The following is a 12,937-nucleotide window of genomic DNA, read 5'->3' as shown; positions in this document are numbered from 1 at the left end:
CAACCGGAGACCAATTCAGATGGTCACGAACGACGGCGGACCGGTCGCAGACTCGGTCGGCGCAGGCTCACCCCACACCGCGAAACGAGCCGCAGCAGTGAGGGTCGCGTCGTCAGCCCTCCACCGACCGCTCCGTGCAGCGGGCACGGCCGTACCGCCCCAGGGATCGCTTGGCGGTTCGTTGGGTTCGGCGGGTCTGGGTCTGCCGTCGGCACGCTCAGGCCAGGCAGGCACACCACCCGACGGCTCAGGTACACGCGCCACTCCAACGGACGGCCGATCAGCTCGGACGGCGGCCGCAGCCGCAGGGGTCGAGCCAGCAGTTGCAGGTCGCCCGGGATAGGCACCTGGAGATCGGGCAGGCTCCGCCTCCGCAGGTTGCGGCGGGTAGGCGGCCGCAGGTCTGTTGGAGCCGGCCCCTGCAGGTCGCGTGTATGCAGCGGCAGGCTGGACTGAGCCCGCCTCTGCCGGCTGGGCGAGGTGAGAGCCCGGTAGCTGGGTTGCGCATACGGCGGTTGGGTCGGCCCAGGCTGGGCGGGCTACTTGGACCTTGCCGTTGGTGATGGTGATGGTCCAGCGGTCGTTGTGCAGATCGACATGGTGCCGTCGGCATAAGAGCGCGAGGTTGTCGACGGCGGTCGGTTCGCCGTCGACCCAGTGCGTCAGATGATGGGCGTCACACATCACCGGCGGCGCCGCACACACCACGCAGCCCCGGTCCCGGGCGACCAGCGCGTGCCGGATGTGCCTGGTCACGAGGCGTTCGCTACGCCCGACGTCCAGCGGCTGGGAGTTCGATCCGAGGACCAGCGGGATGACGTTCGCGTCACACGCCAGACGGCGGATCGTGGCGGCGGAGAGGTCGTCGCCGTACACCGTCTGGCCGGTCGCGTGCCCGGTCGCGGACCGCAGGTCCTCCAGGTCGATCGTCACTGTGATGTTCGCCTTCGCGCCGTGCCCGGCGGTGTCGGTGTCCCACGCGTTCGCGGCCACCGTCAACGCGGTCGTCAGCGCGTCGGCCTGGCGCTTGTCCCGCGGCCGGGGATCGTGTTCCCCGTCGACGGTCTTGTGCGGGCGGGCGCCGGCGTGGACGATCGCCCGCAACAGCTCGGCGTTCTCGTTGGCCAGGTAGCCGCGGAACTTCACTCCGTTCTCCGCGGTGGTCAACGTCAGCGATTCGCGCGCGGAGGCCTTCTGTTCTTCGGGTTCGGGGCCGTCGGCGTCGATCCGGTCACACAACTGTTTCGCGGCGGTGCGCAGTTCCTTGGGGGTGAGATGCGGTGCGAGGCCGACCAGTTGTTGTTCGGTGACGTCGAGGGTTTCGGTCGGGACGCGGGTGCGGACGCGTTCGAGTTCGGTGATGATCGCGGCCGCGTGGCCGGTTTGCATCTGGCGTACGGTGCCGTCGGCGCATTGGACGCCGTTGGTGAGGGCGGTGTCGACGGCGCGGTATTTGGGGAGGGCGCGGGCGAGGTGGACGTCGCGCCAGGCCTCGGTGCGGTCGCGGCGGTGGCGGAGGGTGAGGAGTTCGACGGTGTCGCGGGCGCCGAGTTCCTGGGCGAGGCCGTCGGTCTCGGCGCGGGCGATGAGTTGGAGGCGGACGGCTTGCAGGCGGGTGATCTCGGCGTTGACGTCGTCGAGGGCAGGCACCACCTCATGGTTGCCGATAGCAACCACTGTGCGTCCGCCGAGAATGTCCATGACTAGACTCTAGCTGGCGCCTCCGACAGTTTTCAAAGCTGGGAACCCCTTATTTTCAAGGGAATTAGTTATCCACAGATTCGTGGTGAGCTGTCGGCATGTGCTCCCGGGTCGACTGTGGAAATCACGCATCAAGAGCAGCGCGATTTCACGGGATCTCCGGTTCGATTGCTAGGAGGAGGGGTCTACCGATGATGGAGCTCTCACCCGCCCATCCAGAAGACTTCGACTCCTACAGAGTGACCACGAGTCGCCCGTCGGTCTCGCTGAAGGCCAACGCCAGATCGGGCGTCCCGGCGAGTTCACCCATGACGTTGCTGTCTACGACCTGCCCTTGTCGAAGGCAGGCCGTAGACGACGCCGGACGTACAGCGCATGCCCAACGAGGACAGCGCGAGCAGCCGCGCTTGTGAGAGGTGTGCAGCGTGTCCGGTGGCGAAACATCCCACCTCACGTCGTACCGGCTGGTGGTGACGTAGTGGGGTCACGACGGGTTGAGGAGGCGGAGGGCGATCAGGGTGTAGGCGCGGGCTGCGGTGATGAGTTCTGTGATGGCGACGGATTCGTCGGCGCGGTGGGCCTGGGTGGTGACTGACCCGGGCCCGACGACGACCACCGGTACGCCGAGGTCGCGAGCGATGTAGCCGCCGTCGCAGGCGGCGGTCCAGCCGGCGAGGGGGAGTGGTGGGCCGCCGGCGTCGAAGCGGGCGGCTTCGGTGATGCGGACCAGGTCGTGGTCCTCGGGGGTCTCGAACGCGGGCATCTCCATCGGCATCGAGAGGTCGACGGTCAGCCCGCGGTTCTCCAGGTGGAGGGCGGCGACGCGCGCTTGAAGGTCGGCGAGTACGGCGGCGGGGGATTCGCCGGGGAGGAGGCGGCGGTCGGCGACGACCACGCATTCGGCGGGGACGATCGAGCCGCCCGTGCCGCCGTTGATCTGGCCGACGCTCCAGGTGGCCGGGCCGAGTAGGGGATGTGGCGCCTGGGCGAGTTCGGCGTGCAGGCGTTCGATCTCGGCGACGACGGCGGCGGCGCCGTAGATGGCGTTCGCGCCGCCGTCCGGGTTGCCCGCGTGCGAGGCTCGGCCGTGGACCGCGACCTGCAGGTACGAGTCGCCGCGCGCTGCGATGATGGTCTGCAGGTCGGTCGGCTCGGCGGTGATGCATCCGAGGTATCGAGGTTCCGCCCCTGTCCTTTCCGCTTCAAGTCTATCCGTCGGCAGGGTGGCCGGCTGGGAGTTATCCACAGGGGTGTGCTGTGTGGCTGCCAGATAGGCGCGGATGCCTTTGCCGGTTTCCTCTTCGTCGACGACCGCGGCGAGGTCGACCGGGCCGCTGAGCGCGGTACCGCGAAGCGCTGCGAGGGCGGCCAGCCCGGCGGCCAGGCCGCCCTTCATGTCGGAGGCGCCGCGCCCGTAGATCCGCCCGTCGCGGACGAGGCCGCCGTACGGGTCGACCGTCCAGCCGTCTCCCAGCGGTACGACGTCCGTGTGGCCGAGCAGCAGGAGTCCGGGACCGTTGCCGCCGGCAAGTGTCACGGTCACGTTCTCGCGGTCGGGTTCGACGGCGGCGGTCGCGACGTCCAGGTCGAGGTCGCGTGCCGCCGCGGTGAGGACGGCCACCGTGGCGGCCTCCTCGCCGGGCGGGTTCTGCCCGGGGGCGCGGAGCAGGGCCTGGGTGATCCGGACCAGTAGTTCCTCGTCGATGCGGTCCAGCACCTTCTGTTCAGCGGGCGTCAGGCTCATGCTCACCCACCTTAGAGGGCCGCTCAGAGGCCGTTGCGGAACCCTGCGCGCCACGAGGCGTACCCGGGCTGCCAGCCGAACGTCGACTTGGCGAGCGCGTTCGACGCGCCGCGGATCTCCGTGAACGCCGCCACGCCGACGTCGCCGACGGCCAGCCGGCCGATCCAGGACGGGATGTGGCGCGGTGCCTTCGCGCCGAGGATCTTCGCGAACTCCGGCAGCCAGACCGCCGCCTGCGCCGGGTCGTCGTCGGCGATCTGGAACACCCCGGTGACGTCGCTCTCGACGGCCTTCACGGTCGCCGCGGCCGCGTCGTCGTAGTGGATGAACGACCAGACGCCGGTGCCGTCGCCGATGACCGGGAGCCGGCGCTTCTGGATCAGCTCCACCATCGAGCCGCCTTTGCCGAGGTCGGCGGTCGGGCCGTAGAAGTTCGCGTACCGGAGCGCGACGCCCTCGATGCCGTCGGCGTTCAGTACGGCGGACTCGAGGTGCTTGATGCCGGCCATCGTCTGCCGTTGCGCGGGCGCCGGGGCCGGGTCGAGCGGGTCGGACTCGGTCTTGGTGGCGGAGCCGCCGTGCTGCAGGTTCCAGCCGGCGTACGACTGGACGACGAACCGTCGTACGCCGGCAGCTTGGGCAGCGGCAAGCAGATTGTCGACACCTGTCGTCCGCAGCTTGTTCGTCAGCGCGAAGCTGTCGTCGAAATGCTTGAAGTCGATCCCGCCCTTGAGCGCGGTCATCTGATGGACGACCACCTCGGGCCGGACCGACAGTACGGCGGCCCGGACGGCGTCGGCGTCGAGACCGTCGGCGAGTACGACGTCCGCGCCGAACGCCCGGACGCCGGCCGCGCCGGACCCGGACCGGATCATCCCGGTCACCTCGTGTCCGGCCGCGACCAGCTGCGGTACCAGTGACCGGCCCAGTCCGCCGGTCGCTCCTGCCACCAAGACCTTCATTTCGTCCTCCGTTGTCGATGATTACGACCCGGAGGACACGCGCCGGCTCAGCCCTGTGACATCTCCTCCGAAACCAGGGTGAACTCGGTCGGCCCGAACGACACGTTGAGCTTCCCGTCGACCGTCATCACCCCGTCCGCGACCCGGCAGCTGAGGGTCGCGAGGAACGGCGTCTCGACCCAGCGGAACGTCGCGACGAACGCGTCGCCGTCGCCGTACGCGCTGGTCAGGATCCGCTCGCCGGACTCGGGGCCGGCGTCGGCGACCGTGCTCGCCGCCCGCCGCTCCTGCCACGCGCCGGCGGCGCTGACGAGCTCGTGGGTCCCGCCCTGCGGGTCCTCGAACTTGAACGTCCCGGTGCCGTCGGCATCGAGCCGTACGGCGGTCAGTCCGGCCGGGTTGTGGCCGGCGAACCGGTACGTCCGCCCGTCGCCCGGCGGGGGAGTGGCGCCGGTCGGAGGCGCTAGCTCGAGCTGCTCCGGGCGCGGCGTCGCAGGCACGTCCTTGCCCTCGAGCGCTGGCAGCAGGTAGTCCCACGCGGTGTTCAGGATCGCCTGCATGTCGCCGGTCGCGCTCGTGGTGATCAGCACCGCGTCGTACGCCGGGAACACCAGGATGAACTGCCCGAACGCGCCGTCCGCGCGGTACGTGCCGTGCCGTCCGCGCCAGTACTGGAGCCCGTACCCCTGCTTCCAGTCCGGGTTCTCCTCCCTGTCGTTGGGGACCTGCTTCGAGGTGGCGGCCTCGTACCACTCGGCCGGGACCAGTTGCTTGCCGTCCCACTCGCCGTGCTGCAGCATGAGCTGCCCGAAGCAGGCGAGCGACTCGGTGTTCAGGCTGAGCCCCCAGCCGCCGACAGTGATGCCCTCCTTCGACACCTGCCAGATCGCCTCGGTGGCGCCCAGCGGCTCGAACAGCCGCGGGCGGAGGTAGTCGAGCAGGTTGCCGCCGGTCAGGCGCTGCAGGATGGCCGACAGCATGTACGTCGCGCCGCTGTTGTAGACGAACACGCTGCCGGGCTCGTGCTCGACGTCGAGGCCGAGGAAGACCTTCACCATCCGGCGGTCCCGGCTGAGCGCCTCGACGGTGTCCTTGGAATGGCCGGTGGTCATCGTCAGCAGGTGCCGGACCTTCATCGCGGCCAGGTTGTCGCTGATCGTCTCCGGCAGCTCGTCCGCGGTGAAGAACGAGATGACCGGATCGTCGATTGTCAACAATCCTGCGTCGACCGCGAGGCCGACCGCTGTCGACGTGAAGCTCTTCGACACCGAGAACAACAGGCGCCGGTCGTCGAGCCGGTACGGCGCCCACGCGTCCTCCAGGACCACGTGGCCGTGCCGCACCAGCATCACTGTCTGGATCTCCGGCTGCCCTGCGTCGAGCGCTCCGACGAAGCTGTCGAGCGCGGCCGCGGACAGACCCTGGGCTGCTGGCGTACTCCGGGGAAGTCTGCTCACCCGCAGCACGCTATCTCCCCACGCCGACGGACGGGCGCTCGATAGCGCGCCGTCAGGGCTGGAGGTGGGTGAGCTTGTCCGGGTTGACCACTCCGTGGATTGTCGACACTTGACTGTCGGCAATCGTGAACGACCAGATCGCGATCGTCCGGTCTGTTCGATCGAGCATCCGGAGCGCCGGCAGGCCGCCGACGTGCACAACCTCGACGGTCAGCCTCCCGAGTTCCCTGAGTCCTGCCGAGTCCGCAGCGGTGAACTTGCCGAAGGAGCCGATCACCAGGCGGGCGATGTTGAGCGCGCCGTGGATCGGTCGCGGGAAGCCGCCCTTGCCGCCGCCGTCGCCGGTGAAGGTGGCGTCGGGGGTGAGGAGCGCGACCAGCGCCTCGAGGTCGCCGTCCTCGGCGGCCGCGACGAAGCGGCGGAGCAGTTCGTCGCGTTCCCGCGGGGACGGGTCGAAGCGCGGTCGATTGTCGGCAATCCTACGACGCGCGCGGACCGCGAGCTGGCGGCAGTTCGCGGGGGTCTTCCCGAGGATCGCGGCCAGGTCGTCGTAGGAGTAGCCGAACACGTCGCCGAGCAGGAACACCGCGCGCTGGTCGGGGGAGAGCCGCTCGAGTACGACGAGGAACGCCGTCGACAGCGAGTCCGAGAGCGCGGCCCGGTCCGCGAGGTCGACGTACTCGTCGACGGCCGGCTCCGGGAGCCACGGGCCGAAGTACTGCTCCCGCCGGCGTCGCGCCGAGCGCAGCTGGTCGATCGCCAGCCGGGTGGTGACCGTGGTGAGGAACGACTTGGGCGAGGTCACCTCGGGCTCGCGGTGCAGCCGCAGGTACGCCTCCTGGACGACGTCCTCCGCGTCCCCGAACGTTCCGAGCATCCGGTACGCGATCGACAGCAGCAGCGGTCTGAGTTCCTCCATCACATCCATCTCAGACGATCGAGTCACCTTCTCCGTGACAGTGTCACAGACAAGATTGCCGGATCGTCTGCAATCTGCATGAACACAATCGTCTGGATCTTCACCGGCGCGCTGGGCGTGGTCTTCACGATCTCCGGCGTACTGAAGGCCACCATGTCCCGCGCACGCCTGATCGCCACCGGTCAGACCGGGATCGCGCCGTTCCCGATGCCGCTCGTCCGTACGGTCGCCGTCTGCGAGCTCCTCGCGGTAGCCGGCCTGTTCGCGCCCTGGCTGAGCGACCGGGCCCGCGTCCTCACCCCACTCGCCGCGGTCGGCCTGTGCGTGGTGATGGTCGGCGCCGCCACCTCCCACTCGTCACTGCGCGAGCCGCGGTCAACGGCCGCCAACACCGTCCTCCTGGCGTTGGCGGCGTTCGTCGCCGCGGCTCGCTTCGCTGCGCTTTAGTGCTGGACTAGTACGGCGACAGTCCGCGGCGGCACCGTCGCCGTACCGCTGCCGGCCGACCAGGTCGTCTGCTTGACCACCTGGTCGGACCCGGAGGCCTGGACCGGGGAGAGGCTGAGGTCGGCACCGCTGAGGCCCGGGATCTGCTGGGTGACGGCGGCGTTGGTGGAGTTGAACACGACCACGGCCCCCTTCAGCGCCGGATCCACGTCGGGGCCGACCGTGTCGTCGATCCGCATCGTGATCACGCCCGGCGTCGTACCGCTGACCGGGAAGCTCAGCTTCTGGTTGATCAGCGCCGCGGACCCCAGCCGGAACAGCGGAGTGGAGAACCGCAGCTTCAGCAGATCGTCAGCGGCCGCCGACGCCGTCGCCACGTCACCCGCCGACGGCTTCAGCGCCGGGTTCGCGAGCAGCGGCTTCATGAACGGCCACTTCGCCTCGTTGTCGGCCTTCGGCGGCAGACCGTGCCCGAACCCGTTGTCCGCCCCGGTCCAGTCCAGCGTGTTGAACCAGTCGCCGGAGTCGTACGAGTTGCGGTCCAGCGACTTGCTCCGCAGCAGGTCCGCGCCGGCGTGCCAGAACGACGGCGTCTGCGCCAGCGCGGTCGTTGCCAGCGACAACGTGTTCATCCGGATCCGGTCCGCCATCGGCAGATCGGCCGGCAGCTTGTACGTCAGCGTGTCCCACAACGTCTCGTTGTCGTGGGCATCGACGTACGTCACCACCTCGTCCGGCTGGTCGGCGTACCCGGCCGGCGAGCCGTTGTAGTCGACCTGGTCACCGCGGACCTCGGCCCCGGAAGCCACGGACTTGAACGTGAACGACCGCAGGTTTCCGGCCAGCCCGAGCTGGACCAGGTCCGTGTCGTGCGCGAGCCGCTTCGCGCGGTCGGCCGGCGTGCCGTTGACGGCCGCGCCGTTCGGGTCGCTCGCCTCGCCGGAGCCGAAGCCCTGGACGCGCGGGTCGTCGTCGAACGGCCCGCCGCCGCGGACGGCGTCCCGCAGCCGGTCGGAGAACGTGCCGATCCCGGTGCCGCCGAGGTTGCCCTGCCGGGCCTGTACGAACAGCGCGTCGTTCGCGACCTCGCCGAAGTTCCAGCCCTCGCCGTACAGGTAGATCGACTTGCCGTCGACGCCGTCCTTCGCCAACGTCAGCTTGTCCAGCGCGGCGCGGATCTTCAGCATGTTCGCCTTGGTGTGGTGGCCCATCAGGTCGTAACGGAAGCCGTCCACGTGGTAGTTGCGCGCCCAGCTCACTGTGCCGTCGACCATGATCTTCTCGGCCATCGCGTGCTCGGTGGCGATGTTGCTGCAACAGGTCGAGTTCTCGACCTTGCCGGTCGCGTCCAGCCGCTGGTAGTACCCGGGCACGATCCGGTCGAGCACCGACGTCGGGGCCTGACCCGCCGCGGGCGTGTGGTTGTAGACCTGGTCCAGTACGACGCGCAGCCCCGACTTGTGGATCGCACCGACCATCGTGCGGAACTCGGCCACCCGCGGCAGGCCGTCCTTCTGCGTTGCGTACGAACCCTCCGGCGCCAGCCAGTGGAACGGGTCATAGCCCCAGTTGAAGCCGTCCTTGGCGGCTACCGCGGTCACACAGGCCTGCTGCTGGTCGGAGTCGGCGGGCATGGACTTCAGGTCGCAGGCCGGTGTCTGCTGCCCCGTCTCTGGGATCGAAGCGATGTCGAAGGTGGGTAGCAGGTGCACGGTGTTGAGCCCTGCCGCGGCCAGCGACCGCAGATGCTTCGTACCGTTGCCGTTGTCGGCGAAGGCCAGGTAGGTACCGCGGTGCGCTGTGGGCACGGTGTTGTCGTTGATGGAGAAGTCCCGCACGTGCAGCTCGTAGATCGTCGAGTCGACGCCCCGGGCTAGCTTGGGCGACGCTGTGGATGACCACAGCGCCGGCTTCCCTGCTGGGTCGTTCAGGTCGGCGGCCACCGAGTAGGTCGAGTCCGTGGTGAGGGCCACCGAGTACGGATCCGTGACAGCGTTCTGCTCTACCTTCCCAGTACTGGGGGAGTAGACCGTGACCTCAAAGCGGTACGAATCGTCCTTCCAAGAGCGGGGGCCAGTGATGGCCCAGGACCCATCTGAGTTGCGGTTCATCGCCACAGCAGTTCCGGCGACCAGTAGGCGGACGGTTTGGGCTGTGGGCGCCCAGACTGTGAAGGTGGGCTTGCCTGCTTGCCACGTGACGCCGTAGGAGCGGTTGACCGCGCTGCTGTACGCATCGTCGAGCACACCAGGGATCTGCACGCCGGTGGCATCCAGCAGACGGCCTGTGTCGTCGTACTGCGCCAGACCGAGCTGCCCGGTCAGGATCTTGCCGACGTCGGCGTGGTCCAGCCGCAGTGTGGTGTAGCCGGGCTTGACCTCCGTCGGGTCGTATCGCAGAGCCGCCGACGAGCCGCCGATGTCGTCCGCGTCCACCTTCAGCGAGCCGGTGTCCGACCAGTGCAGCCGCCACCGGTACCGCTCCGGGTGGTCGACGGCCGGTACGGCGAGCGTGTCGCGGTTCAGCCAGTACGCCTTGGCCTGGCCGAGGTCTGGGTGCGCACCGGGCTTGGAAGTGGTCACCGTGAGCTGGTGGGTCGCGAGTACGTACGAGAACGTGACGACCAGCCCGTCGCTCGGGACCGAGACCGGCACGTTCTGCGCCGGGTAGCTCTCGTCCCAGGACAGGTTGTGCGCGACCTTCGCTTCATAGTTGCCCGCCTTCAGCTCACTGGTGGACCAGGTGTAGGTCCCGTCGCCGTCCTCGTCGGTCAACCAGGGTCGCATGCAGGACGGATCCCAGTCGGTGGGGCAGCCCAGAGCGGTCTGGAACGAGCCAGGCACCGTGATGATCGGCCCCTGCGCGCTGGACGTGACGTAGTGCCGCCCGTGCTCGTAGTAGAACGTGACAGGCCCGCTAGGCGCCGTGTAGGAGATGTTGGCGCCGTTCGCGACACCACCGGCACCGTAGTTCTCGTCCCAGCTCTTGTTGACGGCCGCCTTGTACGCGTGCTCACCGGCCGGAATGGTGTACGTGCCCTTCCACACATTGTCCTTCGGGTCCAGCTTCAGCTGCGCCTGGTCGCAGTCCGGCGACCAGTCCGCAGCACAGCCCATCTCGCTGTTGTGGTCACCCGGCACGGACACGTTGTTGGGCTGTACGACGGGCCCGGTAGAGCCACCGCCACCTCCTGGCGCAGCAGCATCGCCCACCACGCCGTACGAGTCCGAGACCGAGTAGTTGCCCGAGGTGTCCCGCAGTACGGCGCGGTACTCGAGCAGCGTGCCCTTCGCGAGCCCGCTGACGTCTTGGAAGACCCGGTACGGCGCGTTGTCGTCGGAGCCGATCCGCCTCCACTCCGTCGTACCCACTGGGCGGTAGCCGAAGGTCACGGTGGCCGGTGTGTTCTCAGGGACAGCAGCCGCGATCTCAGCACGCCCACCGACCGTCGCGCCGAGCTCCGGCGAGCTCAGGTAGACGTTTGGCGCCTTGGCGCGCGGCGGGACCTTGTTCTGTGCCTGGTACACCGTCACGGACAGGGGCGCCTGGCTGACGACAACCCGGCCCTCACGGTCTGTCTTGACCGACCGCGAGCCACCATAGATCGGCTTGAGCCACGTGTTCGGGCCGTACGTCGGTACGGTCGCGGATGCGGCCGTCTTCGAGTTGTTTGACACCACTAGGTACTCGACGTTGTCACTGCCCAGCCTGCTGAACACGTACAGCCCGTTGCTGTTCGACGAGTACCGGTTCACCTGGCGCCCGTCCGACAGCGCCGGGTACTTCGCCCGTAGCTGCGCCAGTGCCGCGATGTGCTTGTACATGGGCGCGTTGACGTCGTACCGGTCCTTGCTGCCGATCGTCGTCGTACCCGTGCCGTCAACGACCTCGTCGTCCGCGTAGTCGGCGGTCTTGGTGGCAAACATGTCCTGCCGCGCGTCCTTGTCGCCGCCGGCGCCAGTGAAGCCCTGCTCGTCGCCGTAGTACACGACTGGCTGCCCACGGGTCAGGTACATCAAGGAGTGCGCCAACTCGTCCCGTGCGAGCAGTTCCTGCCCTGACGCACCGCCCTGCTTCAGGAACGTGCCTACACGCCCCATGTCGTGGTTACCGAGGAACGTGGGCAGCTCGTACGCGTTGGAGTCCGTGTCGGTGTAGTAGTCGTCGCCCGCATAGAAGTCCTGCAGCTTCGTACTCGGGTCGCCCTTCGCGTACGCCACCGCGTTCTGCTGGAACCCGAAGTCCAGGGTCGCCTGCAGGTCGCCCTTGGTCGTGTACGTCGACATGAACTGCGGGTTCGCGTCGTACACCTCGCCGAACATGAAGAAGTTCTTCGCGCCCGCACCGCGCGCCGCGGCCAGGATCGCCGGTGAGAACTTCTGCCAGAACTCGATGTTGACGTGCTTCACGGTGTCGATCCGGAACCCGTCGATGCCGAACTCGGCCCAGGTCTTGTAGACGTCGATCATCCCGTCCCGGACCTTCGGCTGCTCGGTGAACAGGTCGTCCAGCCCGGAGAAATCGCCGTACTCCGCGCTCTCACCGGCGAACGTCGAGTCGCCGCGGTTGTGGTACAGCGTCGGGTCGTTCAGCCAGGCAGGCACCTTCACGGTCTCGTCGGCCTTGCTGTGGAAGATCGGCACGTTCGGGAACGACGTGTTCTTGTCGAGCGTCGGGAACGTGTCGCCGGCCGCGTACTGCTTGTCGTCGAAGACGTTGCCCTGAGCATCCTTGTACGGCGCCGTCGACTTCGGGATGTACCCGTGGTTGCCGGACTGGTAGTCGATGACGTCCGCGGTGTGGTTGGTGATGATGTCGAAGAAGACCTTCATGCCCTTGCGGTGCGCGAGGTCGATCAGCTGCTTCATGTCCGCGTTCGTGCCGAGGTGCGGGTCGATCTGGGTGAAGTCGGTGATCCAGTAGCCGTGGTACCCGGCGCTCACGTCGGCGCCCGAGCCCTGCACGGGCCGGTTCTTGAATGAAGGCGTGAGCCAGATGGCCGTCGTACCCAAAGACTTGATGTAGTCGAGCTTCTGGATCACACCGGCCAGGTCGCCGCCGTGGTAGAAGCCCTTGTCGGTCGGGTCGAGCCCGGTTTGCAGCCGGTCGCCGGTGAGGCCGCCTGAGTCGTTCGACTTGTCGCCGTTCGCGAACCGGTCCGCCATCAGGAAGTAGAAGCGCTCCTTGGTGAGGCCCTGCCGCAGGCTGGGCGTCGCGAGCGCCTTGTCGGCGGGTGTCACCGTCGGACCGGCCAGGTCGACCGGCTTGACGGTTACGACATGGCTGGTGTCGTTGTAGCTGAACTGCAGCTTGGCCGGGCCTTCGATCCGCAGTGGGATGTTCTGGCCGTTCAGCACACCGCCCGCGCCGTAGTTCTCGTCCCAGCTCTTGTTGACCGTGACCTTGAACTCGTACGATCCCGCCGGTACGTCGAACACCTTCGTGTACGGCGCACTGCTACCGAGACTCGTCGCGTCGCAGCCTGGGTCCCAGTCACCCGCACAGCCCAGCTCGCTCTGCAGCGATCCGGCGAGTGTGATCACCCGCTGCTCGGCTGCTGGAGCCGGTGTCGGCGTACCCAGTCCGAGTACTACTACCGCGGCCGCGGTAATACCTGCAGCCCAACGCCTGAACCCGCGCATCGCGCACCCCTCCCCGCCGTCTGATGCCGGGGACGGTAGCGGTCAGGTTTTACCGTGAGGAGGCC

Annotated in this window: 7 protein-coding genes; 1 reads left to right on the top strand and 6 read right to left on the bottom strand. The window is 68.2% G+C overall.

The window, feature by feature from the left end; genetic code table 11:
• Positions 1-15: 15 nt before the first annotated feature.
• The 5 genes from ACFV9C_RS28410 to sigJ form a co-directional block, all read right to left on the bottom strand.
• Positions 16-1,701: a DUF222 domain-containing protein gene (locus tag ACFV9C_RS28410; RefSeq protein WP_380198393.1), complete on the bottom strand. Its 1,686-nt coding sequence runs from the start codon at positions 1,699-1,701 to the stop codon at positions 16-18.
• A gap of 484 nt (positions 1,702-2,185) precedes the next feature.
• On the bottom strand, positions 2,186-3,445 hold the full coding sequence (locus ACFV9C_RS28405) for a M20/M25/M40 family metallo-hydrolase (RefSeq protein WP_380198391.1): 1,260 nt from the start codon (positions 3,443-3,445) through the stop codon (positions 2,186-2,188).
• Positions 3,446-3,468: 23 nt separating this feature from the next.
• Entirely contained in the window at positions 3,469-4,407 is a 939-nt protein-coding gene (locus tag ACFV9C_RS28400) for an NAD-dependent epimerase/dehydratase family protein (protein WP_380198390.1), read from the bottom strand.
• Between the two features lie 47 nt (positions 4,408-4,454).
• Positions 4,455-5,864 (bottom strand): serine hydrolase domain-containing protein, encoded by a 1,410-nt coding sequence (locus tag ACFV9C_RS28395; RefSeq protein ID WP_380198388.1) that lies wholly within the window; start codon positions 5,862-5,864, stop codon positions 4,455-4,457.
• Between the two features lie 52 nt (positions 5,865-5,916).
• Entirely contained in the window at positions 5,917-6,792 is an 876-nt protein-coding gene (gene sigJ, locus ACFV9C_RS28390) for an RNA polymerase sigma factor SigJ (protein ID WP_380198385.1), read from the bottom strand.
• 69 nt (positions 6,793-6,861) lie between these two features.
• Here sigJ and ACFV9C_RS28385 point away from each other — a divergent pair, with 69 nt between their 5' ends.
• Entirely contained in the window at positions 6,862-7,230 is a 369-nt protein-coding gene (locus tag ACFV9C_RS28385) for a DoxX family protein (RefSeq protein WP_380198383.1), read from the top strand.
• On the opposite strand, the gene pulA is transcribed toward ACFV9C_RS28385, so the two are convergent.
• On the bottom strand, positions 7,227-12,872 hold the full coding sequence (gene pulA / locus ACFV9C_RS28380) for a pullulanase-type alpha-1,6-glucosidase (protein ID WP_380198381.1): 5,646 nt from the start codon (positions 12,870-12,872) through the stop codon (positions 7,227-7,229). The genes ACFV9C_RS28385 and pulA overlap by 4 nt on opposite strands.
• Between the last annotated feature and the right edge of the window lie 65 nt (positions 12,873-12,937).

The organism is Kribbella sp. NPDC059898 (assembly GCF_042730855.1).
GTDB lineage: Bacteria > Actinomycetota > Actinomycetes > Propionibacteriales > Kribbellaceae > Kribbella.
This window is presented reverse-complemented; position numbering and strand designations above follow the sequence as displayed.

What these genes read in the sequence shown, in the direction of transcription:
- ACFV9C_RS28410 (WP_380198393.1), bottom strand. Translation starts at nt 1,701, where the DNA reads ATGGACATTCTCGGCGGACGCACAGTGGTTGCTATCGGCAACCATGAG.
- ACFV9C_RS28405 (WP_380198391.1), bottom strand. Translation starts at nt 3,445, where the DNA reads ATGAGCCTGACGCCCGCTGAACAGAAGGTGCTGGACCGCATCGACGAG.
- ACFV9C_RS28400 (WP_380198390.1), bottom strand. Translation starts at nt 4,407, where the DNA reads ATGAAGGTCTTGGTGGCAGGAGCGACCGGCGGACTGGGCCGGTCACTG.
- sigJ (WP_380198385.1), bottom strand. Translation starts at nt 6,792, where the DNA reads ATGGATGTGATGGAGGAACTCAGACCGCTGCTGCTGTCGATCGCGTAC.
- ACFV9C_RS28385 (WP_380198383.1), top strand. Translation starts at nt 6,862, where the DNA reads ATGAACACAATCGTCTGGATCTTCACCGGCGCGCTGGGCGTGGTCTTC.
- pulA (WP_380198381.1), bottom strand. Translation starts at nt 12,872, where the DNA reads ATGCGCGGGTTCAGGCGTTGGGCTGCAGGTATTACCGCGGCCGCGGTA.